We start from the raw sequence: 25213 nt of genomic DNA, 5'->3' as shown, positions 1-25213 counted from the left end.
GCCGCCTGCCATTGGCTGGCCGCGCCAAGGGCCCCGCAGAAACTACCAGCGTGTAGTTCCTGCGGGGCCCTTGTGCATGCCTTGGGGCAGGAGAACAATGGTTCTTACCCACTTCGAAAGAGGCGGGACGCAGGAACCAAAGATCCAGTGATATGTAATTTGACGCAGCCATCGGCAAAGTTGAGTGCAAGCTACCAGTGACGGTGTAGTAAGACCTGGAGTTTCGGAGGATCCTGCCAGACCATCGAAATAACGTCACAAGATGGCCGAAAAGTCGAAGCCCCACCAACGGCAAAACGCTGATGGGGCTTCCCCTTTGCCCGGAAACGGGCCCGTTCGGATGAGACCGGCTGTCAGGCCTTGGCGGGTTCGTCGCTAGCGGCGAGGGCAACGTCCGTGACGGCAAGGTCTCCGTCGCCCGCCACCAACGTGATCTGCCGGGCGTTGGACGCCGCCTTCAGGTCGGCCAGGCCAGCCTGCAGTTGCGCCGTCAGTGCCTCCGGAGCGGTGATCGTCGCGGAGAGGACCTCGGTGCGCTGCTTGACCTTTGCCTCGGACTTGGCCTTGCGGACACCGCTGAGGGCCACGCCCACGGTTGCCAGCATGGTGGTGTCTCCGCCGGGGATCTCCAGCGCGGCCGGCCACGCCGCCCGGTGCACCGATCCGTTGCGCCACCAGCTCCAGACTTCCTCGGTGGCGAAGGGCAGGAACGGGGCGAAGAGGCGCAGCAGGGTGTCCAGGGTGGTGGCCAGGGCTGCCAGCACGGATGCCTGCTCGGCTTCGCCTGCCGCTCCATAGGCGCGGTCCTTGATCAGCTCCACGTAGTCATCCGTGAACTGCCAGAAGAATGTCTCCGTGAGCTGCAGGGCGCGGGCGTAGTCGTAGTTGTCGAACGCTTTGGTGGACTGGGTGACGACGTCGGCCAGTTGGGCCAGCAGGGCACGGTCCAGGGGGTTCGAAAGGACGGAGAGATCGCCGGCCAGCACGGAGTTCTCGGTGGCACCGAGGTTCAGCACAAACTTGGAGGCATTGAGGAGCTTGATGGCCAGGCGGCGGCCGATCTTCATCTGGGCAATCTCATAGGCGGTGTCGGCGCCAAGGCGTGCGGAGGCAGCCCAGTAGCGGACCGCGTCCGAGCCGTACTCGTTCAGCACGTCGGTGGGGACCACCACGTTGCCTTTGGACTTGGACATCTTCTTGCGGTCCGGGTCCAGGATCCAGCCGGAGATGGCAGCGTGCTTCCACGGCGCGCAGTTCTGGAGGGCATCGGCGCGGACCACCGACGAGAAGAGCCAGGTCCGGATGATGTCGTGGCCCTGGGGGCGGAGGTCGAACGGGTAGACCTTGGCAAACAGGTCCTCGTCGCGGCTCCAGCCGCCAACGATCTGCGGGGTCAGCGAGGAGGTGGCCCACGTGTCCAGGACGTCGGCATCGCCCGTGAAGCCGTTGGGCTGGTCGCGCTGCGCCTCGTCGAAGCCGGGGGCGGCGTCAGCCGCGGGGTCAACGGGCAGCAGTTCGTCGGAGGGCAGGATGGGGTTGTCGTACTCCGGGTTGCCCTGGGCGTCGAGCGGGTACCAGACGGGGATGGGCACGCCGAAGAACCGCTGGCGGGAGACCAGCCAGTCACCGTTCAGGCCGGCGATCCAGTTCTCGTAGCGGGAGCGCATGAAGGACGGGTGGAAGTCGATCTCCTTGCCGCGGCCGATCAGGCGTTCGCGGCGGTCCTCGTCGCGGCCGCCATTGCGGATGTACCACTGGCGGGACGTGACCACTTCCAGGGGTTTGTCGCCCTTCTCGAAGAAGTTGACCGGGTGGGTGATCTTCTTGGGCTCACCGTCCAGCAGGTCCGCTTCCTTGAGCAGTTCCACCACGGCTTCCTTGGCGGAGAAGGCCGTCTTGCCGGCGATCGCGGCGTACGCTTCCCTGCCGGCCTCACTGGTGATCCAGTCGGGGGTCTCGGCAATGATGCGGCCGTCGCGGCCCATGATGGCGCGAGTGGGCAGCTGCAGTTCCCGCCACCACGTGACGTCGGTCAGGTCACCGAAGGTGCAGACCATGGCGATGCCGGAGCCCTTGTCCGCTTTGGCCAGCGGGTGGGCCTTGACCTCGAGTTCAACGTCGAACAGCGGGGACTTCACGGTCTTGCCGAACAGCGGCTGGTACCGCTCGTCGTCGGGGTTTGCCACCAGCGCGGCACAGGCAGCCAGCAGTTCCGGACGCGTGGTCTCGATGAAGACCTTGTCGCCGTCTTCGGTGAAGAAGGGGTACCGGTAGTAGGCGCCCGGAACCTCACGGTCCTCCAGTTCGGCCTGCGCAACCGCCGTGCGGAAGGTGACGTCCCACAGTGTGGGTGCTTCGGCCATGTACGCGTCGCCCGCGGCCAGGTTGGCAAGGAAGGCGCGCTGGGACACGGCGCGGGAGGTGTCGTCGATGGTGCGGTACGTCAGGTCCCAGTCGACGGACAGGCCCAGGGTCTGGAACAGGTTTTCGAAGACCTTCTCGTCCTCGACAGCCAGTTCCTCGCACAGTTCGATGAAGTTCTGGCGTGAGACGACGTCGAAATCGCGCTGGTTCTTGGCAGGCTGGGCGGGCGGCCGGTAGTCGGCGTTGTAGGGGATGGCGGGATCGCAGCGGACACCGTAGTAGTTCTGGACACGGCGCTCCGTGGGGAGGCCGTTGTCATCCCAGCCCATGGGGTAGAAGACGTTCCTGCCGGTCATGCGCATGTAGCGCGCCTGCACGTCGGTCTGGGTGAAGGAGAACATGTGGCCCACATGCAGGGATCCCGACGCCGTGGGCGGGGAGTGTCGATCGAGTAGACCTGCTCCCGGGTGGTGTCGCGGTTGAACTTGTAGGTTCCCTCGGCCAGCCAGCGCTGGGTGAGCGCTGCTTCGAGGCCTTCGAGGGCCGGCTTGTCCGGAACGTTGATGGGGGCGGTGGTGGGCGTGTCTGTACCCTGCGTGTCTTCAGCCATTGGGCAATTCTTTCATGCCCGCTTCCATCCCACCCAACCGGTCCCGCCCGGCCGCATGCGAAGGCGGGTAGCATGCGGCGTATGGTCCAACAGCGGGGCACCTTCGGCATCAAGCGCATCTACGATCCACCGGCGGACGACGACGGCTGCCGGGTGCTGGTGGACCGTCTCTGGCCGCGCGGGATGTCAAGGGACAACGCGGCCATCGATGTGTGGCTCAAGGACGTGGCCCCGTCCACCGGGCTGCGCAAGGACTTCAACCACCGCCCCGGACGGTTCGCGGAGTTCAGCGAACGCTACCGGGTGGAACTGGATTCCAATCCGGCGGTGGAGACGCTGCTGGAACTGGCCGCCGGCCACCCAAGGATCACCCTGCTCTACGCTGCCCGCAACACGGAGGCAAACCACGCCCTTGTCCTGCTTGATTACCTCCGGGGACGTCCTGCCGGCTGATCCCGTTAGGGTGGTGCCATGACGAAGGACATGCAGAAAAAAGCGGCACTGGTGACCGGAGCAAGCAGCGGAATCGGGGAGGCCACTGTGCGCGCGCTGCGCGCCGACGGGTGGACGGTCTTCGCCGTGGCACGCCGCGCCGAACGCCTGGCCGCCCTGGAAAGCGGGACAGGCGCCGTGGCGATTCCTGCTGACATTGCAGAGGACGACGACGTGTCCCGGCTCCTCGCGCAGGTCACCGACTCGGGCGGCATCGATACGCTCATCAACATTGCCGGCGGCGCCCGCGGCGCCGACAGGGTAGGAGATGCCAGCACGGAGGACTGGGAGTGGATGTACCGGGTCAACGTCCTGGGCACCATGAAGCTCACCCGCGCCTTCCTGCCCATGCTGCGCGCCAACGGCGAAGGTACCGTGCTGAACCTCACCTCCACTGCGGGACTGGACGCGTACGAGGGCGGCGGCGGCTATAACGCCGCGAAGTTCGCCCAGCACGCCATGACCAACGCGCTCCGGCTTGAAGAGGTGGAGAACAACGTCCGCGTCATCGAGGTGGCGCCGGGCCTGGTGCAGACCGAGGAATTCGCGCTCAACCGCCTGGGGGACGCGCAGGCGGCGGACAAGGTCTACCGGGGGTTGAGAAGCCGCTGACCGCAGAGGACGTGGCCGACGTGGTCCGCTATGCCGTCACGGTTCCGCACCACGTCAACCTGGACCAGATCGTCATCCGGCCGGTGGCGCAGGCAGCCACCCACAAGCTGGTCAGGAAGGGCTGAGCCGGGCGGGGTCTGCCCATCCCGTGGCTGGACCGGTCAGGAACACTAGGAGACCCCGACGGTCAGGGTGGCTGCCACGGCGGCATGGTCCGTCCCGCCAACCCGGTGGACCGAGTAATCCGATGCTCTGATGTCCGGGCTGGTCACCAGATGGTCCAGGGCAATCCCCGGCAGCCGGAAGCCGCGCATGGGCCACGTGGGCACCAGCCTGCTGCCCACGGCGGCAGCCACGTCCACCAGGGGCAGGTTGCCGCCCGTTCCGGCCAACAGGTCCCGGAATTCCCGGTGGTCGTAGGTCGCGTTGAAGTCTCCCGCCAGCAGCAGGGGACCGGATCCGTCGGCAGCCCTGGCCACGGCAGCCAGGTCGCTGCGCCATTGACTGAGGCCTTTTCCCACTGGCGCCAGGGCGTGGACTGCCACCACACGCAGGCCGGCACCGCTGCCGAGGTCAAGGCGTGCCACGGGCATGGCGAACCGCGTGTCCGGGAGGACGCCGGTGGCTGTCAGGTTGTAGGAGGAGTAGATGGCGGAGCCTGCGGCGCGGTCACGGGCCTGGGCAACCCGGTGGGGGAGCAGGTCGTCGAGTCCGGCCGCCATCAGCTTTCGCGCCATTTCGGGTGTGTACTCCTCAACCGCCAACAGGTCTACATGCAAATCACGGACCAGGGCCACGATGCTGCCGGCATCAGCCCCGCCCAGTTCCGTGTTGATGCTCATGGCAACCAGGGAGACCGACGTGCCGGAAGCCCCGGCCGGTGCCCCGGCGGTTGCCCCGGCGGCCGGTGCGCGGATATCGAGCGGGAAAAGCCAGAACACCTGGCAGGCCGCCAGTGCCGTGGCCAGGACCTGCTGCCACCGGCTCCGTCCAGCGAAGGCCATGAGCAGCGCTGCGGCGGCGGGAACGGCGAGCCAGGGCGTGAATGCCACCAGCTGGACACCGAGTACCGGCCAGTCGGCAGGCACCGCGCGGACGGCGGAGACCGCCGCCACCGGCAGGGCAGCAGGGATGAACAGCCACCTGCACGCCGTGGCCGTACGCCTCCATCCCGCGGGGCGCCCGGAAGCCGTCATGACGCGAGTCTAGGCAATGCACGGTGACGGCGGCAGCCCCGGACGGAGAAGATCGCCCGGAAATGGCCCGGCCCGCCCCGAACGGCACACCCCGGCGGAACGGCACTGCCCGCCGGAACCGCGTTGCGCCCGGAATGGCACTGGATGCCGCGGCGATAGTATACTCTGCAGTGGCTATGACCCGGCAATCACCGGTGAGCTTCCGGAAGAACACGCAGGCCGCGCCCCGCAAGGCGGGCCCGCGTCAGTAGAACCGGACGGGTAAGCCCGTCACAGCAGTAATGAAGCGGCCGGGGCGGCGGGTGTTCCTTTGGGAACCACGCGGCGCCGGTAAGTGAGGTGGTACCGCGGTGGGCGTGCAGTCTTCGGGACGGCACGGCAGCCGTCCTCGCATCCTGAACGGAACCTCCGGCCGTGCCGGGGGCTCACCACGCTCAACCCAGGATGTCGAACATGACGTTTTACCCCAAGGCCTCAGCCTCCAGCACCTCCTCCAAAGGCAGCGCCGGCGTTTCCGCCTCCGTGAAGTTCCCGGAGATCGAAGAGCGCATCCTGAAGTACTGGGACCAGGACGGCACCTTCCAGGCCAGCATTGACCAGCGCAGCGCCGACGTCCCCGGCGGGGAGCCGGGCAGCAACGAATTCGTGTTCTACGACGGCCCGCCGTTCGCCAACGGCCTGCCCCACTACGGCCACCTCCTCACCGGCTACGCCAAGGACCTGGTTGGCCGCTACCAGACCCAGCGCGGCAAGCGCGTGGAACGCCGTTTCGGTTGGGACACCCACGGCCTGCCCGCCGAGCTGGAGGCCATGAAACAGCTGGGGATGACGGACAAGACCCAGATCGAGGCCATGGGCATCGACAAGTTCAACGACGCCTGCCGCGCGTCCGTCATGAAGTACGCCGATGAGTGGCGCAGCTACGTCACCCGGCAGGCCCGGTGGGTGGACTTCGACAACGACTATAAGACACTCAATGTCGAGTACATGGAGTCGGTCCTCTGGGCGTTCAAGCAGCTGCATGACAAGGGCCTGACGTACAACGGCTACCGGGTGCTGCCGTACTGTTGGAAAGACGAAACCCCGCTGTCCAACCATGAGCTGCGCATGGACGACGACGTCTACAAGAACCGCCAGGACCAGACCGTCACCGTCACCTTCCCCATCCTTGCGGGGAATTCGGAACTGTCCAAGGAACTTGCCGGCGTGCAGGCGCTCGCCTGGACCACCACCCCCTGGACGCTGCCCACCAACGCCGCGCTCGCCGTCGGGCCTTCCATCACGTACGCCGTGCTGCCCGCCGGTCCCAACGGCATCAAGGCCGCCTCGGCCGACGCCCCGGTCACGGGCAGCTTCCTGCTCGCGGCGGACCTCCTGGGCGCCTACGCCAAGGACCTCGGCTACGACAGCTTCGAGGACGCGGAAGCCGCCGTGGTGTCCACCCACTCCGGCGCCGAACTGGAAGGCCTGGCATACCAGCGGCTCTGGGACGATTTTGCCGACAACGAAAAGTACGGCATGGAGAACGCCTGGCGGTTCGTAGTGGCTGACTACGTCACCACCACCGACGGAACCGGCGTGGTGCACCAGGCGCCCGCCTACGGTGAAGACGACCAGAAAGTCTGCGAGGAGGCCGGCATTCCCGTGGTGCTCTCCGTGGACGAGGGTGCCAAATTCCTGCCGTTGTTCAAGCACGGCGACCTCCACGACATCGCGGGCCTGCAGGTCTTCGAGGCCAACAAGCCCATCACCCAAGTGCTCCGCGCCCAGGGCAGGCTGGTCCGGCAGGCCAGCTACGAGCACAGCTACCCGCACTGCTGGCGCTGCCGCAACCCGCTGATCTACCGTGCGGTGTCCTCCTGGTATGTGGAGGTCACCAAGTTCAAGGACCGGATGTCCGAACTGAACCAGGAGATCAACTGGATCCCGGGGAACGTCAAGGATGGCCAGTTCGGCAAATGGTTGGAGAACGCCCGCGACTGGTCCATCAGCCGGAACCGCTTCTGGGGCAGCCCCATCCCCGTGTGGCAGTCAACGGATCCCGAATACCCGCGCACCGACGTCTACGGTTCCCTGGCCGAGATCGAGGCGGACTTCGGCCGGCTGCCCCTGAACAAGGACGGCGAGGTGGACCTCCACCGGCCGTTCATCGACGAGCTCACCAGGCCCAACCCGGACGATCCCCGCACCCCCGAAGAGGGCCAGTCCGTGATGCGCCGCGTCGAGGACGTCCTGGACGTCTGGTTCGACTCCGGCTCCATGCCCTACGGACAGGTGCACTACCCGTTCGAAAACGAAGCCTGGTTCAACACGCACAACCCCGCGGATTTCATCGTGGAGTACATCGGCCAGACCCGCGGCTGGTTCTATATGCTGCACATCCTGTCCACCGCACTGTTTGACCGGCCGGCGTTCCGCAACGTCATCAGCCATGGCATTGTGCTTGGATCCGACGGCCAGAAAATGTCCAAGAGCCTGCGCAACTACCCGGACGTCTCCGAGGTCCTGGACCGCGACGGGTCCGACGCCATGCGCTGGTTCCTCATGTCCAGCCCCATCCTCCGGGGCGGCAACCTGATCGTCACCGAGCAGGGCATCCGGGACGGCGTCCGCCAGGTGATCCTGCCGCTCTGGAACGTGTACAGCTTCTTCACCCTGTACACGAACGCCGCGAACGGTGGCGCCGGTTACGATGCCAAACTGCGCTACGAGGGCTACCGGGACACCCTGGACCAGTACCTGCTGGCCAACACGGGCGACCTCGTCCGCAGCATGACGGCACAGCTGGACACCTACGACATCTCCGGCGCCTGCGACTCGCTGCGCAGCTACCTGGACATGCTCACCAACTGGTACGTCCGCCGCAGCCGCCAGCGGTTCTTCGACGAGGACCAGGACGCCTTCGATGCGCTGTTCACTGCCCTGGAGACCGTCACCCGTGCCGCCGCGTCGCTGCTGCCGCTGGTTTCCGAGGAAATCTGGCGCGGCCTGACCGGCGGCCGGTCCGTGCACCTGGCCGACTGGCCGGACGCGGACCTCTTCCCCGCCAATCCCTCCCTGGTGGAAACCATGGACCGGATCCAGCAGATCTGCTCCACCGGTTCCTCGCTCCGCAAGGCAGCCAACCTGCGTGTCCGCCTGCCGCTGCAGGAGCTGACGGTTGTGGCACCCGGAGCGGACGCCCTGCAGGGTTTCGCCGCCGTCGTCGCCGATGAACTGAACCTCCGTTCCGTTCGCCTGCTGGACGCCGCCACCGCCTCCCCGGAGGAGTTCGGGATCCAGCAGAAGCTGGTGGTCAACGCCCGCGCTGCCGGGCCGCGCCTGGGCAAGAACGTCCAGGTTGCCATCAAGGGGTCCAAGTCAGGGGACTGGTCGGTGGACGACGCCGGTGTGGTCACCGCCGGCGGGCTGCAGCTGGAACCCCAGGAGTACACGCTTGAGACAGTGGTTGCCGGGTCCGGCGGTGCTGCCGCGGCTGTGGCCGTGCTGCCCGGCGGCGGCTTCGTCGTGCTGAACACGGAAGTCACGCCGGAGCTTGAAGCCGAAGGGCTGGCACGCGACATGGTGCGGGCAATCCAGCAGGCCCGCAAGGACGCCGGGCTCAACGTGAGCGACCGCATCCGTACCACCGTCACCGCTCCCGGGAACGTCGTTGATGCCCTGCTGGCCAACGCCGAACTGGTCAAGGGCGAGACACTGACGGTGGACCTGGTGGCAGAGCCGGGCACCGTGTCCGAACCCGCCGTTGCGGTTGAAAAAGTGGAGGCCTAGGACATGAGCGACGAATTTTCCGTGGAAAGCGTTTACGCCGAACTGCTGGGACGGGCGCCGGAAAACAAGATGGAGCCGCGGCTGGCTCCGCTGTTCCGTGCGATGGACGTGCTGGGCGAGCCCAACAAGGCGTTCCCGATCATCCATGTGACCGGAACCAACGGCAAGACGTCCACATCCAGGATGATCGAGTCCGTGCTCCGCGCCCACGGCCTGAGCACCGGACGCTACACCAGCCCGCACCTGTCCAAGGTCACCGAGCGGATCAGCATCGACGGCCATCCGGTATCCGACGAGACGTTTGTCAGGATCTGGGACGAAATCAGGCCCTACCTGCAGATTGTGGACTCGGAACTCGAAGCCGAGGGGGAGCCGAGACTGACGTACTTCGAGTGCCTCACCATCCTGGGCTTCGCCATCTTCGCTGACCAGCCGGTCAACGTGGCCATCATCGAGGTGGGTTTGGGCGGCATTACCGATGCCACCAACGTCGGCGACGGCCAGGTCTCGGTGGTGACGCCGATTTCGCTGGACCATACCGACCTCCTGGGCGACACCACGGAGGACATCGCCCGCGAAAAGGCCGGCATCATCAAGCCCGGCGGCTACCTCATCAGCGCGGCCCAGCCCCTCGATGCGGCCCAGGTGCTGCTGGAGAAGGCCAAGGCGGTGGGCGTACCGTTCCGCTTCGAGGGCGTTGAGTTCGGTGTCGAGTCACGGACGGTGGCTGTTGGCGGGCAGGTGTTGACTATCCAGGGCATCGCCGGCCGCTACCCGGACCTCATGCTGCCACTGCACGGCGCCCACCAAGCACAGAACGCTGCCGTCGCGGTGGCCGCCTTGGAGGCGTTCTTCGGCGGTGAAAAGGAACTCGACCTCGACGTGCTGCAGGAAGGCTTCGCGGCCGTCACGTCCCCCGGCCGCCTTGAGGTGGTGCGGACCGCACCCACCATCATCGTGGACGCCGCCCACAACCCCGACGGCATCAAGGCCTCCGCCGCCGCCCTGCGGGAAGCATTCACCTTCACCAGGCTGGTTCCGGTGGTGGGCGTGCTCAAGGAGAAGGACGCGGAGGAGATCCTGCGCGAAATCAGGGAGTCGCTGGGCGACATGGCAGTGGAGTACTGCTTCACCCAGTCCAACTCTCCCCGGGCGGTTCCGGCCGCCGAGCTGGCGGAGCTGGCGATCGACCTGGGATTTGGCGAGGACAACGTCCACATCGCCGAAAAGCTGGACGACGCACTCGAATGGGCCGTGGAACGGGCCGAAGCCAATGACGACCTTTCCGGCGGCGTGCTGGTCACCGGCTCCATCACCCTGGTGGCAGAGGCGCGGATCCTGCTCGGAAAAACGGAGGCGTAAGCGTGGCCAGATTGACCAAGGCCCAGCGCGAGTGGCGTCCCGGCATGCCCAAGAAGCGCCGCTCCACCAAGGTGATGTTCGCTTCCACGGTGCTGCTCCTGGAAGCGTTCGTCATGTTCTTCGCCACCCTGGTGGTGTTTGGCCTGCGCCGCGGGGAGTTTCCGCCGGCACTGATCCTCGGCGTGGGGATCGCACTCAGCGTGGTCATGATCTTCGCCTGCGCGGTCCTCAACAGGCCCTGGGGCATCGGCCTGGGCTGGATCCTGCAGCTGGTCCTGATCCTCACAGGCATCTTCGAGCCGGCCATGTTCCTGGTGGGTGGGCTTTTCGCCGCGGCCTGGTGGTACGGAATCCGCACCGGCATCCGGCTGGACCGCGAGGCTGCGCAGCGGGCACGCGAACAGGCCGAATGGGAAGCCGCCCACCCGGACGGGGCCGGTCCCGCCCAGCCCCAGTCCCCGTAAACCAGTCCCCGTAAGCCAGTCCCCGTAGACTTATCCCGAAACCCCACGAACGCATTGGAGCAGTTGTGACTACAGAGCGCACCCTCGTCCTGATCAAGCCCGACGGCGTCGCCCGTAACCTGACCGGCGCCATCCTGGCCCGCATTGAAGCCAAGGGCTACAGCCTTGTTGAGCTGAAAAAGGTCGACGCCACCCGTGAGCTGCTGGAGCAGCATTACGAGGAGCACGTAGGCAAGCCGTTCTACGAGCCGCTGGTGGAGTTCATGCTCAGCGGACCCGTGGTGGCGGCCATCTTCGAAGGCCACCGCGTCATTGAAGGGTTCCGGTCACTGGCCGGCACCACGGACCCCACGACCGCGGCCCCGGGCACCATTCGCGGCGACTTCGGCCGGGACTGGGGCCTGAAGGTCCAGCAGAACCTGGTGCACGGCTCCGACTCAACCGACTCCGCCGAGCGCGAGATCAAGATCTGGTTCCAGGGCTGACAGTCCAAGGACAGCAAAAGGCCCCTGGTTCTTCGGAACCAGGGGCCTTTTGCCGTCCGCAGCTCAGAAGCCTGACGTGCCCGCAAAGACCTGGATGAACGCGAAGAAGATGGTGGCGACGACGGCCACGTACAGCAGTGCCGTGATGATCCAGCCGGAATCACCCAGCACGCGGGCCGCCCCCGCGGGCATTGGGATCACTCCGGCCGTGATGTTCCTGATGGTGGTCCACACAAAGAGCGGAATCATGGCCGCCCAGACGATCATGCAGAACGGGCACAGGATGTGGATCGAATACAGGGCCTGGGACCACAGCCACACCACGAAGGCGAAGCCGAGCGTGACGCCCACCTGAAGCCCCATCCAGTACCACCGCGCGAACGCGGCACCGGACAGCAACGCCATGCCCACGGTTATGGTGACGGCGAACGCGACGATACCGATGAACATGTTGGGGAAACCGAACAGCGAACTCTGCCACGTCTGCATGACCTGGCCGCAGGAGATCCAGGGGTTCACGTCGCAGACGGTGGTGTGGTTGGGGTCCTTGAGGACTTCGAGCTTTTCCAGGACCAGGGTTCCGGAGGCAAGCCAGCCCACGATTCCGGTGATGACCAGCAGCCAGCCGAAGGGCCGGTTCCGGGCCATCCGCGGAACGCCTGCGGCCGCAGTGGCCTGCGGATCCGTGGCCCTTTCCGTTTCATGGGCGCTGACGGGGGAGATGCTGGGCATGGGTGTGGCGTCCTTTTCGTCCGGTGCTCCTGAGCCTGATTGTAACGCCGGCGGCTGGTGCCGCCACACAGGAATGGGAACGGAAGTGCCTGCCTCCGCGGCGATCCGGCGCGGGTATGAGAGAATGAACGTGGCTGGAAGCCGATCCACATTCGGACTCCGGTCCGGTGGTATGTTCCCAAGACCGCCAATGATGGGCAGGGCAGGCTTCGGATTCTTCCGGCACTCCCGCCACTCCATTGGGCGGCACCTGGTTGTGGCACGCAGAACAACGGGTTTTCAGAACATCCACCGGCTCCCACGGGCTGCCGCACCCCAATGACGGTGCGAACCTGGGAGTATCCACGTGACTTCTGTCAACGCCTGCGGGTTTTGACAATATGTGCCCCAATGGGTGCCGGATGTGGCGGTACGTCAGGGGCAGGAGTGTTGCCACATATGGACAATGATCAGGAACTGGCCGTTAACGATGATGCACCGGCTGCCGAGGCTGCTGCTGCACCCAAGAGGGCTGTACGTACCCGCCGGAAAACGGCTCCCAAGACCGAAGAAGCCGTGACGGATGCAGCGGCCACGGCGCCGGAGGCAGCCGCCCCTGAAGTAAGCGGCGACTCGCCGTCGGCGGAAGCCGCCGCGGCGACCAAGGCCCCGGCCCGCCGCACCCGCGCCCGCAGGAAAGCGGACGCCCCCGAACCCCTGCCCGCCTTCGCTGATGACGCAGAGGCAACCGCTGCCGCCGGCACTGCGCCTGTTGATGCTGCGTCCGTTGATGCCCCGGCACCGGCCGTGGCCGGTGAAGACGCTGCCGCAGCACCTGCTGCCACGGCGGACGCCGAAACCAAACCTGTTCGCCGCCGTCGGGTAGCCACCCGCAAGGCCGCGTCCCCGGCTGCCCCGCCCGCGGCGGAAGCCGCGGCAGCGGACGCCGTCGCTGCAGAACCAGCAATCCCGGAAGCCCCGGCACAGGCACCGGCCCGGGAGGAAGCTGCCGCCCAGGAAGCAGCTCCTGCGCAGGAGCAGCCCCAGGAACCCGTCGCGGCCGCCGAGGCTGCCGGAGCCCCCGGGCCTGCCCGGGAAACCCCCGCTGTGGCCAAGGAAGAGCACGCTGCGGTCAAGGAACAGACCGCCCCCGCCGCGGCCGCCAGCCCCTTTGGTTCCCTCTTCCTGGAGCCTGCATCGCCCACATCCGTGCTCTTCCAGGCCCCGGACCTCAGCACCGTGGTCCGTCCCGCAGCACCCGCCGTCGAGGAACCTGAAGAGGAAGAAACCGACGACGGCGACGATTCCTCCAGCCGCCGCCGGCGCCGCAGCCGCGGCCGCAGGGGCCGCAGCCGCGTCGGCGACAAGGCGGACGAGGACATCGAGGGTGGCAGCGCCGAGGCTGACGCCGAGGACGAGGCCGACGAGGACAGCGCCACACAAGCCGAGGACGGCGTGACGTCCCGCCGCCGCCGTCGCCGCCGCCGCGGTGACCAGGACCTGGAGCTGACCGGCGGGGAAGGCGACGACCCGCCCAACACGGTGACGAGGGTCCGTGCCCCGCGCGCGGTCAGTGAAGCGCCGGTCAACAACCGGGTCACCAGCGTCAAGGGCTCCACCCGCCTTGAGGCCAAGAAGCAGCGCCGCCGCGAATCCCGCGACACCGGCCGCCGCCGCACCGTCATCACCGAGGCCGAGTTCCTGGCCCGCCGCGAATCCGTGGACCGGCAGATGATCGTACGCCAGCGCGACGACAGAATCCAGATCGCCGTCCTTGAAGACGGTGTCCTGGCCGAGCATTTCGTATCCAAGACCCAGCAGGACTCGCTCATCGGCAACGTCTACCTGGGCAAGGTCCAGAACGTGCTGCCGTCAATGGAAGCTGCGTTCGTGGACATCGGGCGTGGCCGCAACGCCGTGCTGTACGCCGGTGAGGTCAACTGGGAAGCCGTCAACCTCGAAGGCAAGCAGCGCCGCATCGAGAACGCGCTCAAATCCGGCGACACCGTCCTGGTCCAGGTGACCAAGGATCCCGTCGGCCACAAGGGCGCCCGGCTGACCAGCCAGATCTCCCTTCCCGGCCGCTACCTGGTCTACGTGCCCGGCGGCTCCATGACCGGCATCTCCCGCAAGCTGCCCGACGTCGAACGCAACCGCCTCAAGCGCATCCTCAAGGACCGCCTGCCCGAGCACGCCGGCGTCATCGTCCGGACCGCCGCGGAAGGTGCCTCGGAAGAGGAACTGACGCACGACATCAACCGCCTGCGCGCCCAGTGGGAAGGCATCGAAAGCCAGTCCCAGTCCACCAAGATCCTGGCCCCGGAGCTGCTGTACGGCGAACCGGACCTGACCATCAAGGTGGTCCGGGACGTCTTCAACGAGGACTTCTCCAAACTGATCGTCTCCGGTGAGGAGGCCTGGGACACCATCGAGGCCTACGTCACGTACGTGGCGCCGGACCTGGTGGGCCGCCTCGAGAAGTGGACCAAGGACCAGGACATCTTCTCCGCCTGGCGCATCGACGAGCAGATCCACAAGGCCCTTGAGCGGAAGGTGTTCCTGCCCTCCGGCGGCTCCCTGGTCATCGACCGCACCGAGGCCATGACCGTGGTGGACGTCAACACCGGCAAGTTCACCGGCAGCGGCGGCAACCTCGAGGAAACCGTCACCAAGAACAACCTGGAAGCTGCCGAGGAAGTGGTGCGCCAGCTGCGGCTGCGCGACATCGGCGGCATCATCGTGATCGACTTCATCGACATGGTGCTCGAATCCAACCGCGACCTGGTCCTGCGCCGCCTGGTGGAATGCCTGGGCCGCGACCGGACCAAGCACCAGGTTGCCGAGGTCACGTCGCTGGGCCTGGTCCAGATGACCCGCAAGCGCATGGGGACGGGCCTGCTGGAAGTCTTCGGCGAGCAGTGTGAGGCCTGCGCCGGCCGGGGCGTAGTGACGCACGACGATCCCGTGGAGCACCGCCGCGCCAACATTGTGGCGGCCGAGCACCACGTCCAGCGCGCCGACAGCCGCCCCGAAGCCCGCGGGGAAGCCCACCGCCCCGAAGGGCAGCGGGCCGATGGCGGCCAGCCCGGAGTCCGTCCCGAGCGCAAACGGCGGCGGGGACGCGGCGGCCAGCAGCCCGAGGCTGCCCCGGCGCCTGCTGTCCACGTCCACACCGTCCTTCCGGACCCCACAGACGCAGAGCGGCACGCAAAGGCAGAGGCCACCCGGCTTGCCCTGGCGAACATCGCGGCTGCCGCCCATGCGGCCCACCTGCATGACGATGAGGTGGCAGCCACCCGGCAGGCACCGTCCGCCGAGCCTGCGCAGGCCCCTATTGAAGAGAAGCACGACGCCGATGGCCCGGCACGCCCCGCAGCTGTCCTGACCTTCGGCGGCGAGGAAGTCCCGCTTCCCTTCGTGGAGCACGCTGAGGACCAGCATCCCAGGCCCGCCCTCACGCTGGACCGGCTCGCGGAAGCCTTTGCCCACCTCGGCCAGCCGGCTTCCCCCGTGGAGAACGCGCCCGCCAAGGCCGCAGACACGGTGAAGCCGGCCGAACAGTCAGCGCCCAAACAGTCGGTGCCCGAACAGCAGCCCGGCGGGGGAGCGGAGGCGCGTGCCGCCGTGGAAGCTCCGGCGGAAAAGGACTACTCCGACCACACGCTGGAGCAGTCCCGGCAACGCAGGCCGCGGCGCCACCGCGCTGCCAGCCGTGCCCAGGGTGCCGCAAATGAAACCGTTGTCCAGCACCACGAGAACGTCCAGGCGACAGGCGCGGGGCACTCGCACGCAGCCAAGGCCCCGGACACCGCCAAAGCACAGCCCGCTGCGGCGGAGCCCGGCAAGCCGGCAGGGGAACCGATCATCCTCGGCGTCGGCGTCCCCGCCTCGGAGCTCTAAGCCAGGGCGCAGCCAACGCGCCACCCAGGAAGTCCCCGTCGTGCGGACTGTTCCCCCATGAATCCAGGGGGAACAGTCCACGGGCGGGGACTTCCTGCATGCGCGGGTGCTGTCACCTTTCCGCCGGGTACGCCCCAGCGGCTACTCTGGAACCCGACACGGGGTGCCGCGCAGAAGGCCGGCTGAGATCCACACCCGTTGAACCTGTCCGGCTAGTACCGGCGAAGGGATGTCTGTTGTCTTCGACCCTCTCCATGCCCCTGCCCACAGCGTCCGGCGTGGCCCCCGCGCTGCCTGGGGGCCGCGATGTCCCGCGCGTCCTCTCCATTGCAGGCTCCGACCCGTCCGGCGGGGCCGGGATCCAGGCGGACCTCAAAAGCATTGCCGCCCATGGCGGATACGGCATGGCCGCGATCACGGCACTCACGGCGCAAAACACCCGGGGCGTGCAGTCCGTCCACGTCCCGCCGGCCGGCTTCCTGGCCCAGCAGCTGGACGCGGTCAGTGACGACATCAGCATCGACGCCGTCAAGATCGGCATGCTGGGCGACGAGTCGGTGATCCGCACTGTCCGCCAGTGGCTCGGAAAGGCCCGTCCCGCCGTCGTGGTCCTGGACCCCGTCATGGTGGCCACCAGCGGCGACAGGCTGCTGAAAGAATCCGCCGAAGCCGCGCTCCGGGAACTGCTGCCCCTTGCCCACCTCATCACCCCCAACCTTCCCGAGCTCGCGCTGCTGCTGGGCACGGAGCCGGCGAAGGACTGGGACACCGCGCTGGACCAGGGCAGGCGCCTGGCGGAAGCCACCGGAGCCACCGTGCTGGTCAAGGGTGGCCACCTTTCAGGCCTCGACTGCCCGGATGCGCTGGTCAACACTTCGGGCCTCCTGGGGCCGGACGTGGTGGAAGTGCAGGGGAAGCGGGTTTCCACGCGGAACAGCCACGGGACGGGCTGTTCCCTGTCCTCTGCCATGGCAACAGTCCAGGCCCGTTTGGGCAATTGGGAGGCATCACTGCGAACGGTCAAGCCCTGGCTGGCCGGCGCACTTGAGAACTCCGGCCAATTGGAGGTGGGCCAGGGGAACGGCCCCGTACACCACTTCCACCACGTGCGGCCGGTCCTGGAGGAGGGCGGCTTCGCGGCCCGGTTGTGGTCGGAAGCCCAACAGGACCTGGCGGACATCTACGCACTGGACTTCATCCACGGCCTGGCGTCCGGAGACCTTCCGGAGAAGGACTTTGCCTACTACCTGGCGCAGGATGCCCTCTACCTGAACGGCTACTCCAGGGTGCTGGCACGGGCCAGCGCGCTGGCCCCCTCGGAGGCCGAGCAGCTTTTCTGGGCCGGATCCGCGCAGCAGTGCCTTGAGGTGGAATCGGAACTCCACCGCTCGTGGCTCAGCACCCGCCCGGCCCCGAAGGGCCTGGGCCCCGTCACCAAGTCATACGTGGACCACCTCACGGCAGCGTCGGCGTCGGGCAGCTATGCCGTCCTCGCCGCCGCCGTGCTTCCCTGCTTCTGGCTCTACGCCGAAGTCGGCGGGAAGCTCCACGCCCGGTTCCTGGCCTCGGGCGAACCGGACGGCCATGCCTACGCGGCCTGGCTCCGGACGTACGCCGACGAGGGCTTCGCCGAAGCAACCCGCAAAGCCATCGCCATCGTGGATGCAGCCGGACGGACCGCGCCGGACCATGAGAGGGCGGCGATGGTGACGGCGTTCAAGCAGTCCTGCCGCCTGGAAGTGGAGTTCTTCGACGCGCCGAGGCTGCATTCCTGACCCCCGCGGGCCGGGCCCGGCTATGATGGTGGAGCACGGTTGCGGCGGTTCCTGCCGGGCTGTGGTTACTACCACAGCCGGCCCGCCTGAACCAGCCTCATTTGCGGCCGAAGATGGATTTAGCGTATTCTTGATCTTCGGTGCTTACGCCAACACTTGGGTTACGACCCCACGGCGTTGAGGCACAGCGAGAAACCAAGCTTTTAGCAAGTCGGTTCCGCACGCAAATTTTGTAATAAACGTCGAGAGAAGTGAGTTCCCAAGTGGTGTACGCGATTGTCCGCGCAGGCGGCCGCCAAGAGAAGGTTTCCGTTGGAGACTTCGTTACCCTGAACCGCGTCGCCGGTGGAGCCGGCAGCACCATTGAGCTGCCCGCACTGCTCCTGGTTGATGGTGACAAGGTCACCTCCGCCGCCGCTGACCTGGCCAAGGTAACTGTTACGGCTGAAATCCTCCAGGACCTGCGTGGTCCTAAGATTGTCATCCAGAAGTTCAAGAACAAGACCGGCTACAAGAAGCGCCAGGGTCACCGCCAGGAACTGACCAAGGTCAAGATCACCGGCATCAAGTAACCACCGGTTACTGTTCAGGCATTTCAACAGATTCCCCAGAATTTAGAGGCAGGCATTTCAGATGGCACATAAAAAGGGCGCGAGCTCCACTCGCAACGGTCGCGATTCCAACGCTCAGTACCTCGGCGTCAAGCGCTTCGGCGGCCAGGTTGTTTCGGCCGGCGAGATCATCGTCCGCCAGCGTGGCACCCACTTCCACCCGGGCGCCGGCGTTGGCCGTGGCGGCGACGACACCCTGTTCGCCCTGACCCCGGGCGCCGTTGAATTCGGCACCCGCCGCGGTCGTCGCGTAGTCAACATCGTTGCTGCTGCAGCTGCAGAGTAACAACAAGTTCTGAAACGGTGGAGCGGGCCTGAGGGTCCGCTCCACTGTTCTTTAACCGCATTACAATCGATGTGGCGTCCCCTGGGCCGCCAGGTAAACAGTTTCTGAGGAGATCCACGTGGCCAGCTTTGTAGACCGGGTAGTACTGCACGTATCCGGCGGTACCGGCGGCCATGGGTGCGTCTCCGTCCACCGCGAGAAGTTCAAGCCGCTGGGCGGACCCGACGGCGGCAACGGGGGCAACGGCGGCGACGTGATCCTCCGCGTCGACCACCAGACCACCACGCTTCTTGACTACCACCACGCACCGCACCGGCACGCCAGCAACGGCGGCCCCGGCATGGGTGACTGGCGCGGCGGCAAAAACGGTGAAACCCTCATCCTGCCCGTCCCGGACGGCACCGTGGTGAAGTCCAAGGACGGCACCGTCCTGGCTGACCTCGTCGGCGAGGGCACCGAGTACGTGGCCGCCGCAGGCGGCATTGGCGGACTCGGCAACGCCGCCCTGTCCTCGCAAAAGCGCCGCGCCCCCGGCTTTGCGCTGCTGGGCATCGAAGGCGAGTCCCGCGACATCGTCCTGGAACTGAAGTCCATCGCCGACATCGCGCTGGTGGGTTTCCCGTCGGCCGGCAAGTCCAGCCTCATCGCGGCGATGTCCGCGGCCCGGCCCAAGATCGCTGACTACCCGTTCACCACGCTGGTTCCCAACCTCGGCGTCGTGCAGGCCGGAGACGTGCGGTTCACCATCGCCGACGTACCCGGGCTCATCGAAGGTGCCAGCGAGGGACGCGGCCTGGGCCACCACTTCCTGCGGCACGTGGAGCGCTGCGCAGCCCTGGTGCACGTGCTGGACTGCGGCACGCTGGAATCGGAGCGCGACCCGTTGTCGGACCTCGCCATCATCGAGGGCGAGCTGGAGAAGTACGCCGTCGACATGAGCTACGCAGGCCAGGACGGCGAAGTGGTACCCCTGAACCACCGCCCCCGGCTGGTGGCCCTGAACAAGGTAGACCTGCCCGACGGCAAGGACATGGCCGAATTCGTGCGTCCGGAACTCGAATCCCGCGGCTACCGCGTGTTCGAGGTGTCCGCCACCAGCCATGAGGGCCTGCGCCAGCTGGGCTTCGCCATGGCGGAGATCGTCAAGGCGGCCCGCGACGCCGTCGCTGCGGCACCGCCCAAGGTCCAGCCCGCCGTACTGCGTCCCCGCGCCGTCAACGAGGCCGGCTTCAAGATCCGGCGCGAGGAAAAGAACCTGGAGCCGCTGTTCCGCGTCCTCGGCGAAAAGCCCGAACGCTGGGTCAAGCAGACCGACTTCACCAACGAGGAAGCCATCGGCTACCTTGCGGACCGGCTCGCCAAGCTCGGCGTGGAGACTGAACTGTTCAAGCAGGGCGCCAAGCCGGGCGACACCGTGGTCATCGGCGGGGACGACGGTGTCGTCTTCGACTGGGAGCCCACCATGATGGCAGGGGCCGAGCTCCTGGCGTCACCGCGCGGCACCGATGTGCGGTTCGCAGACATTGGGGATCGGCCCACCCGCAGCCAGAAGCGCGATGAGCAGCAGGAGCGCCGTGACGCCAAGGCCGCCGCCCGGGCCGAGCTCGAGGCGGAACGGAAAGCCGGTATCTGGACCGAATCCGTCAGTGGCCGCCGCGCTGCCCACCCTGTGAAGGAGAGCGGACTGGAAGCGGACGATGACCTCTAGGGGCATGACCGCGGAACCCGCCGGGCGGACGGCGGACAGGAGCGCACTGGCAGGCGCCCGCCGGATCGTCGTGAAGGTGGGCTCCTCGTCTCTGACCAGCATCAAGGGCGGCATCTCGGAGGAATCCCTGACCGCCCTGGCGGACGCACTCGCGGCCAAGCGCAACGCGGGCGCCGAGATCATCCTGGTCTCCTCCGGCGCCATCGCGGCCGGACTGGCCCCGCTGGGACTGGCCAAGCGCCCCCGCGACCTCGCCACCCAGCAGGCCGCCGCCAGCGTGGGCCAGGGGCTGCTGATGGCCCGGTACACCCAGGCCTTCGGCGCGCACGGCGTCACCGTCAGCCAGGTCCTGCTCACGGCCGAGGACCTGATGCGCCGCAGCCAGCACACCAACGCCCTCCGCGCCATGGACCGGCTGCTGAACCTCGGTGTGGTCCCCGTGGTCAACGAGAACGACACCGTGGCCACCCACGAAATTCGCTTCGGCGACAACGACCGGCTCGCCGCCCTGGTGGCGCACCTGGTGCGCGCCGACGCACTGGTGCTGCTGTCCGACGTCGACTCCCTCTATGACGGGCCGCCCGCCCAGGGTGCCAAGCGCATCCCCCTGGTCACGGGCGCGCACGACCTCGAGGGCGTTTCCATCGGCAAAGCGGGCAAGGCCGGTGTGGGAACCGGCGGGATGATGACAAAGGTGGAAGCTGCCAGCATGGCGGCAGGTTCGGGCATTCACGCCCTGGTGACCTCCACGTCCAACGCCGCCGCAGCCCTGAATGGCGAGGACGTGGGCACGTGGTTTTCCGTCAACGGTTCCCGCAAGCCCGTCCGGCTCCTGTGGCTGGCGCACGTTGCCTCGGTGCAGGGCCGCCTGGTCCTGGACGAGGGGGCGGTGCGTGCCGTGCGGCACCACCGCACCTCCCTGCTGCCGGCGGGGATTTCCGCGGTGCAGGGCGACTTTGAAGCGGGCGACGCCGTGGAGCTGGCAGGAACCGACGGCATCGTTGTGGCCCGCGGCCTGGTGAACTACTCGTCGGAGGAGCTGCCCCGCATGCTGGGGCGTTCCACCCGGGAGCTGGGCGAGGCACTGGGCAGCGGCTATGACCGCGAAGTTGTTCATGTTGATGACCTGGTGCTGGTCTGAGCCCAGGGCTCGCCTAAACTTGGAGCATGACTGAAGCCCTGATCCACACTGCTGAAAATTCCGGAACCACTGCTGCGCAGGCGCAGCCGGGTGCCGTGGCAGAACAGGGATCAGCTGCTGCGCCTCTATCCGCTGCGGAGGTTGAAGCGGCTGTCCACGCCCTCGCGGACCGGTCCCGCCACGCTGCCCGCCGGATGGCCACTGCCAACCGTGCCTGGAAGGACCGCGCCCTCCGGGCTGTCGGAGCCGCCCTGCAGGAGAACGTGCCGGCCATCCTCACCGCCAACGCCATGGATGTGGAAAAAGGCAAGGCCAACGGCACCTCCGCCGCGCTCCTGGACCGGCTCACCCTCACCGAGGCCCGCGTGGCAGGGCTGGTGGCCGCCCTCGAGAACCTGGCCAACCTCCCGGATCCCGTGGGCAATGTGGTGCGCGGCCAGACCCTTCCCAACGGGCTCCGCCTCCGCCAGGTCAACGTGCCCATGGGCGTCGTGGCGGCCATCTACGAGGCACGGCCCAACGTCACCGTGGACATCGCGGGGCTGGCCCTCAAGAGCGGCAACGCCGTCATCCTGCGCGGCGGCAGCGCTGCCGAGGCCACCAACCAGGTCCTGGTCCGGGTGCTGCGCGAAGCCCTCGAATCTGTGGGCCTTCCGGCCGACGCCGTGCAGACCGTGGACCAGTACGGCCGCGCCGGTGCCAACGTCCTGATGAAGGCCCGCGGCAGGGTGGACGTGCTGATTCCCCGCGGCGGCCGCGACCTGATCCAGACCGTGGTGACCAACTCCGCCGTGCCCGTCATCGAAACGGGGAGGGGAACGTCCACATCTTCCTCGACGAGTCCGCCGACGAAAACATGGCCGTGGAGATCCTGCTCAACGCCAAGACCCAGCGGCCCAGTGTCTGCAATACGGTCGAGACCCTGCTGGTGCATTCGCGCTCAACCGTCCTGCCCGCCGTGGCCGCCGCCCTGCGTGGCGCCGGTGTCCGCCTGCACGTGGACGGGCGCATCAGCGCCGCGCTGCCCGGGATCGAGACCCAGCCGGCCACGGATGTGGACTGGGGAACCGAGTACATGGACCTTGACCTGGCCGTGGCCATGGTGGACAGCCTCGATGAGGCCGTGCAACATATCCGCACCTGGTCCACCGGGCACACCGAAGCGATCCTCACCAACAGCCTTGCCAACGCTGAACGGTTCATCGCCGAGGTGGATTCGGCGGCGGTGATCGTGAACGCTTCCACGCGGTTTACCGACGGCGGGGAACTTGGCCTCGGTGCCGAGGTGGGCATTTCCACCCAGAAGCTGCACGCCCGCGGGCCCATGGGCCTGACCGAGCTCACCACCACCAAGTGGATCGTCCAGGGCGAAGGCCAGGTCCGCGCATAGCAACGCGGTAACATAGACCAGAACCCGGAAAGCAGCGGAAGGTTCCGCTGCCCGTAAATCCTTGAACATAGGGGAGAAAATGCTGCTCCAGCAGATTGCCACGTCCGTCGCCGCCGCAGGTGAATCAGGCCATGAGGAGCTTGCGCCGCTGTGGGCCGAACCGTGGGTCTTTGGCGTTTCCATGTTCGGCATCCTGGTGGTCCTGATGTTCATTGCCTGGTCCTACACCAACCTGGGCAACCGCCACGCCGCCACGGACGAGCACGCCGATCCGCACCGCCAGCACCCCAATAAGCACGATCGCGGGCAGGGCCACTAAGATTTCCCACAACCTGCACCGCAATGGTGCCCGGGGGCGGCTGCGGCTTGGCGTGATGGGCGGGACATTCGATCCCATCCACCACGGCCACCTTGTCGCGGCCAGCGAAGTCGCGGCGGAGTTCGACCTCGACGAGGTGGTCTTCGTCCCCACCGGGCAGCCATGGCAAAAGTCCCATAAACAGGTCAGCGAGCCCGAACACCGCTACCTGATGACCGTCATCGCCACGGCATCCAATCCGCGCTTCACCGTCAGCCGTGTCGACGTTGACCGTCCGGGTCCCACCTACACCATCGACACCCTCCGCGACCTCCGGGCCCAGCGCCCCGATGCCGACCTTTTCTTCATCACCGGCGCGGACGCCCTGGCGCAGATTTTGTCCTGGAAGGACATTGACGAGCTGTGGTCGCTGGCCCACTTCGTGGGCGTGACACGTCCCGGGCACGTCCTGGACGGGATGGGCCGCGACGACGTCAGCCTCCTGGAAGTTCCGGCCATGGCCATTTCGTCAACGGACTGCCGGGCCCGTGTGGCAGCGAACAACCCGGTCTGGTACCTGGTCCCCGACGGGGTGGTCCAATACATCGCCAAGTACGGCCTGTATTCGGACCCGCCGCCTGCAAGCGCGGATGAAATAACTTCCGAAGCACGCGAACCAGCCAGTACTGAATGAGTTCTCAATGAGTCAGGAACAGCCCCCAATCCGCAGCCGCCGGGAACTCCGGAAGGCCAGGGACGCCCAACAGGCCACCCCGCCCGCCACCGGGCAGCGCCCGCCTGCCGCGAACCGGCCGGCCGACGGCGCACCCGCACCGGCGGGACAGGATGCGACGGCCCGCTCCCGCTCCGCAGTAACAACTCCGCCGGCCCCCGCCGACACGCCTGCCGACCGGACGCCTGAAGACCAGACGCCCACCCAGCGTTCGTCCCAGATCCGCGCCCGCGACCGGGCCGCGCTTCGCACCATCAAGGAACTTGAGGAAAAGGAAGGCCAGCTTGCTGCCGGGGGACCGCCCACCCGGCGCCAGCTGCGGTTGCAGCAACTCAAAGAGCAGGCACTGACGGCCGCCAATCCGATTGTGCCACCAGCCGCTGCGCCCGCCCCCACCGCGTCGTCAGGAGCGGACACTGCTGCCCCGGCCCCTGCAGCGAACACCGGCGCGCCGGTAAAAACTGGTGCCCCGGCGAAACCAGGGCCCGCAGCCGCCGCTGAACGTCCTGCACCGGCTCCAGGAGGCGCCCCGGAGGGGATGACGGTGGAACAGGCACTGGAAGCGCGGGCGCTGATCGCCGCGCAGGCCAGGAACCAGATCGCCAAAATGGAGCACATCGCGTCTGTGGATCCGGAGGCCGTCGATCCGGAGATCCTGGCCGAACAGATCGCCCTGGCGGAGCGGGCCGCGGTCCTGAACCGCAGGGCAATGGCCCGGCAGAAGCTCGCCGAACAGGCGGGGAATCCTCCCGCCCCGGCCAGGGAAGCCGCCGCCAAAGACAAGCCCGGCCCGTCCACCGCCAACAACCTGGCGATGGTGACGCCGCTCGAGTTCGTCCAGGTGCCCGGCGTCGAACGTCCGGTGATGAAGCCGCCGGCAACCTCGCATGTCCCGGTCACCACCAGGCCCGGCACCAAAGTTCCGGGAAAACGCAAACCTGCCAACCGCCCCAAGGCGCCAGCGCCCGAATCCGCCACCGGCCGGTCCCAGGTCATAGCCCGTGCCGAGGCAGCGGCCAAAGCCGCCAGCCGTCCCAAACGGGTATCGCTCCCGGACAACCTGACGGAGAACCCCTCAGAGGATCTCTTCGAGGATCTTCCCCGCGTCCCTGCCCGCGCCGCCCATGGCCTTGACCCCCTGGACGCCGCAACGGCCGGCCTGACAAGGGCGCGGCGGAACCGCATCCTTCAGTTCTGCATCCTCGCGTTCGGGATCCTGGCCCTCATTGCCGGCATCATCCTGATCGTCAGCGGCATGTCCCGCTGACCGCACCGGCATCAACTTTTCACCAAACAAGGAGTCC

At 67.2% G+C, this 25213-nt stretch carries 16 protein-coding genes, 3 pseudogenes and 1 riboswitch; of the genes and pseudogenes, 16 read left to right on the top strand and 3 right to left on the bottom strand.

What is annotated here, in order from left to right:
- Positions 1-353: 353 nt before the first annotated feature.
- Positions 354-2974: pseudogene (gene valS / locus OUO20_RS08295) on the bottom strand (valine--tRNA ligase).
- 72 nt (positions 2975-3046) lie between these two features.
- Here valS and OUO20_RS08290 point away from each other — a divergent pair.
- Entirely contained in the window at positions 3047-3427 is a 381-nt protein-coding gene (locus OUO20_RS08290) for a DUF488 domain-containing protein (protein ID WP_134164655.1), read from the top strand.
- Between the two features lie 18 nt (positions 3428-3445).
- Positions 3446-4203 (top strand): annotated as a pseudogene (locus OUO20_RS08285) (SDR family oxidoreductase).
- Positions 4204-4248: 45 nt separating this feature from the next.
- Here the strand turns inward: OUO20_RS08285 and OUO20_RS08280 are convergent.
- Positions 4249-5274 (bottom strand): endonuclease/exonuclease/phosphatase family protein, encoded by a 1026-nt coding sequence (locus OUO20_RS08280; protein WP_134164656.1) that lies wholly within the window; start codon positions 5272-5274, stop codon positions 4249-4251.
- 453 nt (positions 5275-5727) lie between these two features.
- Between OUO20_RS08280 and ileS the strand changes: the two genes are divergently transcribed.
- The 4 genes from ileS (at position 5728) to ndk (ending at position 11356) form a co-directional block, all read left to right on the top strand.
- Complete coding sequence (ileS, locus tag OUO20_RS08275; protein ID WP_134164657.1) at positions 5728-9045, top strand: isoleucine--tRNA ligase; 3318 nt, start codon at positions 5728-5730, stop codon at positions 9043-9045.
- A gap of 3 nt (positions 9046-9048) precedes the next feature.
- A complete protein-coding gene (locus tag OUO20_RS08270) occupies positions 9049-10407 on the top strand; it encodes a bifunctional folylpolyglutamate synthase/dihydrofolate synthase (RefSeq protein ID WP_056390666.1) in 1359 nt (452 codons plus the stop codon).
- Positions 10408-10409: 2 nt separating this feature from the next.
- Positions 10410-10871: a DUF4233 domain-containing protein gene (locus OUO20_RS08265; RefSeq protein ID WP_026265799.1), complete on the top strand. Its 462-nt coding sequence runs from the start codon at positions 10410-10412 to the stop codon at positions 10869-10871.
- Between the two features lie 65 nt (positions 10872-10936).
- Positions 10937-11356, top strand: a complete 420-nt coding sequence (ndk, locus tag OUO20_RS08260; protein WP_018769466.1) for a nucleoside-diphosphate kinase — start codon at positions 10937-10939, stop codon at positions 11354-11356.
- A gap of 63 nt (positions 11357-11419) precedes the next feature.
- On the opposite strand, the gene OUO20_RS08255 is transcribed toward ndk, so the two are convergent.
- Complete coding sequence (locus OUO20_RS08255) at positions 11420-12088, bottom strand: vitamin K epoxide reductase family protein (RefSeq protein ID WP_056390664.1); 669 nt, start codon at positions 12086-12088, stop codon at positions 11420-11422.
- A gap of 438 nt (positions 12089-12526) precedes the next feature.
- Between OUO20_RS08255 and OUO20_RS08250 the strand changes: the two genes are divergently transcribed.
- The 10 genes and pseudogenes from OUO20_RS08250 to OUO20_RS08205 all read left to right on the top strand — a co-directional run bounded on the left by OUO20_RS08250 (position 12527) and on the right by OUO20_RS08205 (position 25176).
- On the top strand, positions 12527-15967 hold the full coding sequence (locus tag OUO20_RS08250) for a ribonuclease E/G (protein ID WP_268003234.1): 3441 nt from the start codon (positions 12527-12529) through the stop codon (positions 15965-15967).
- 149 nt (positions 15968-16116) lie between these two features.
- A riboswitch (TPP riboswitch) is annotated at positions 16117-16214 on the top strand.
- 7 nt (positions 16215-16221) lie between these two features.
- Entirely contained in the window at positions 16222-17742 is a 1521-nt protein-coding gene (thiD, locus tag OUO20_RS08245; RefSeq protein ID WP_056390658.1) for a bifunctional hydroxymethylpyrimidine kinase/phosphomethylpyrimidine kinase, read from the top strand.
- Positions 17743-18005: 263 nt separating this feature from the next.
- Complete coding sequence (rplU, locus tag OUO20_RS08240; protein WP_003803420.1) at positions 18006-18314, top strand: 50S ribosomal protein L21; 309 nt, start codon at positions 18006-18008, stop codon at positions 18312-18314.
- Between the two features lie 61 nt (positions 18315-18375).
- Positions 18376-18639, top strand: coding sequence for a 50S ribosomal protein L27 (gene rpmA / locus OUO20_RS08235; protein WP_009372867.1), 264 nt, complete (start codon positions 18376-18378; stop codon positions 18637-18639).
- A 118-nt stretch (positions 18640-18757) separates the two neighbouring features.
- Positions 18758-20347 carry a GTPase ObgE gene (gene obgE, locus OUO20_RS08230; protein WP_018769462.1) on the top strand — a complete coding sequence of 530 codons (1590 nt, stop codon included), beginning with the start codon at positions 18758-18760 and terminating at the stop codon, positions 20345-20347.
- Between the two features lie 4 nt (positions 20348-20351).
- The gene (proB, locus tag OUO20_RS08225; RefSeq protein ID WP_018769461.1) at positions 20352-21488 is read left to right on the top strand and encodes a glutamate 5-kinase; all 1137 of its coding nucleotides are present in this window, start codon (positions 20352-20354) and stop codon (positions 21486-21488) included.
- 26 nt (positions 21489-21514) lie between these two features.
- Positions 21515-22878, top strand: a pseudogene (locus tag OUO20_RS08220) (glutamate-5-semialdehyde dehydrogenase).
- A gap of 79 nt (positions 22879-22957) precedes the next feature.
- Positions 22958-23197: a hypothetical protein gene (locus tag OUO20_RS08215; RefSeq protein WP_018769459.1), complete on the top strand. Its 240-nt coding sequence runs from the start codon at positions 22958-22960 to the stop codon at positions 23195-23197.
- A 1-nt stretch (position 23198) separates the two neighbouring features.
- Positions 23199-23870 (top strand): nicotinate-nucleotide adenylyltransferase, encoded by a 672-nt coding sequence (nadD, locus tag OUO20_RS08210; RefSeq protein ID WP_377204418.1) that lies wholly within the window; start codon positions 23199-23201, stop codon positions 23868-23870.
- 7 nt (positions 23871-23877) lie between these two features.
- Positions 23878-25176 (top strand): hypothetical protein, encoded by a 1299-nt coding sequence (locus tag OUO20_RS08205; RefSeq protein WP_268003233.1) that lies wholly within the window; start codon positions 23878-23880, stop codon positions 25174-25176.
- The last annotated feature ends 37 nt before the right edge of the window (positions 25177-25213 follow it).

The organism is Arthrobacter sp. FX8 (assembly GCF_026723805.1).
GTDB lineage: Bacteria > Actinomycetota > Actinomycetes > Actinomycetales > Micrococcaceae > Arthrobacter.
This window is presented reverse-complemented; position numbering and strand designations above follow the sequence as displayed.

Bases quoted from the DNA above. Each gene is read 5' to 3' on its own strand.
- OUO20_RS08250 (WP_268003234.1), top strand. From the start codon at position 12,527: ATGGACAATGATCAGGAACTGGCCGTTAACGATGATGCACCGGCTGCC.
- OUO20_RS08290 (WP_134164655.1), top strand. From the start codon at position 3,047: ATGCGGCGTATGGTCCAACAGCGGGGCACCTTCGGCATCAAGCGCATC.
- thiD (WP_056390658.1), top strand. From the start codon at position 16,222: ATGCCCCTGCCCACAGCGTCCGGCGTGGCCCCCGCGCTGCCTGGGGGC.
- OUO20_RS08215 (WP_018769459.1), top strand. From the start codon at position 22,958: ATGCTGCTCCAGCAGATTGCCACGTCCGTCGCCGCCGCAGGTGAATCA.
- ileS (WP_134164657.1), top strand. From the start codon at position 5,728: ATGACGTTTTACCCCAAGGCCTCAGCCTCCAGCACCTCCTCCAAAGGC.
- OUO20_RS08280 (WP_134164656.1), bottom strand. From the start codon at position 5,274: ATGACGGCTTCCGGGCGCCCCGCGGGATGGAGGCGTACGGCCACGGCG.
- rpmA (WP_009372867.1), top strand. From the start codon at position 18,376: ATGGCACATAAAAAGGGCGCGAGCTCCACTCGCAACGGTCGCGATTCC.
- OUO20_RS08255 (WP_056390664.1), bottom strand. From the start codon at position 12,088: ATGCCCAGCATCTCCCCCGTCAGCGCCCATGAAACGGAAAGGGCCACG.
- OUO20_RS08205 (WP_268003233.1), top strand. From the start codon at position 23,878: ATGAGTCAGGAACAGCCCCCAATCCGCAGCCGCCGGGAACTCCGGAAG.
- OUO20_RS08270 (WP_056390666.1), top strand. From the start codon at position 9,049: ATGAGCGACGAATTTTCCGTGGAAAGCGTTTACGCCGAACTGCTGGGA.
- proB (WP_018769461.1), top strand. From the start codon at position 20,352: ATGACCGCGGAACCCGCCGGGCGGACGGCGGACAGGAGCGCACTGGCA.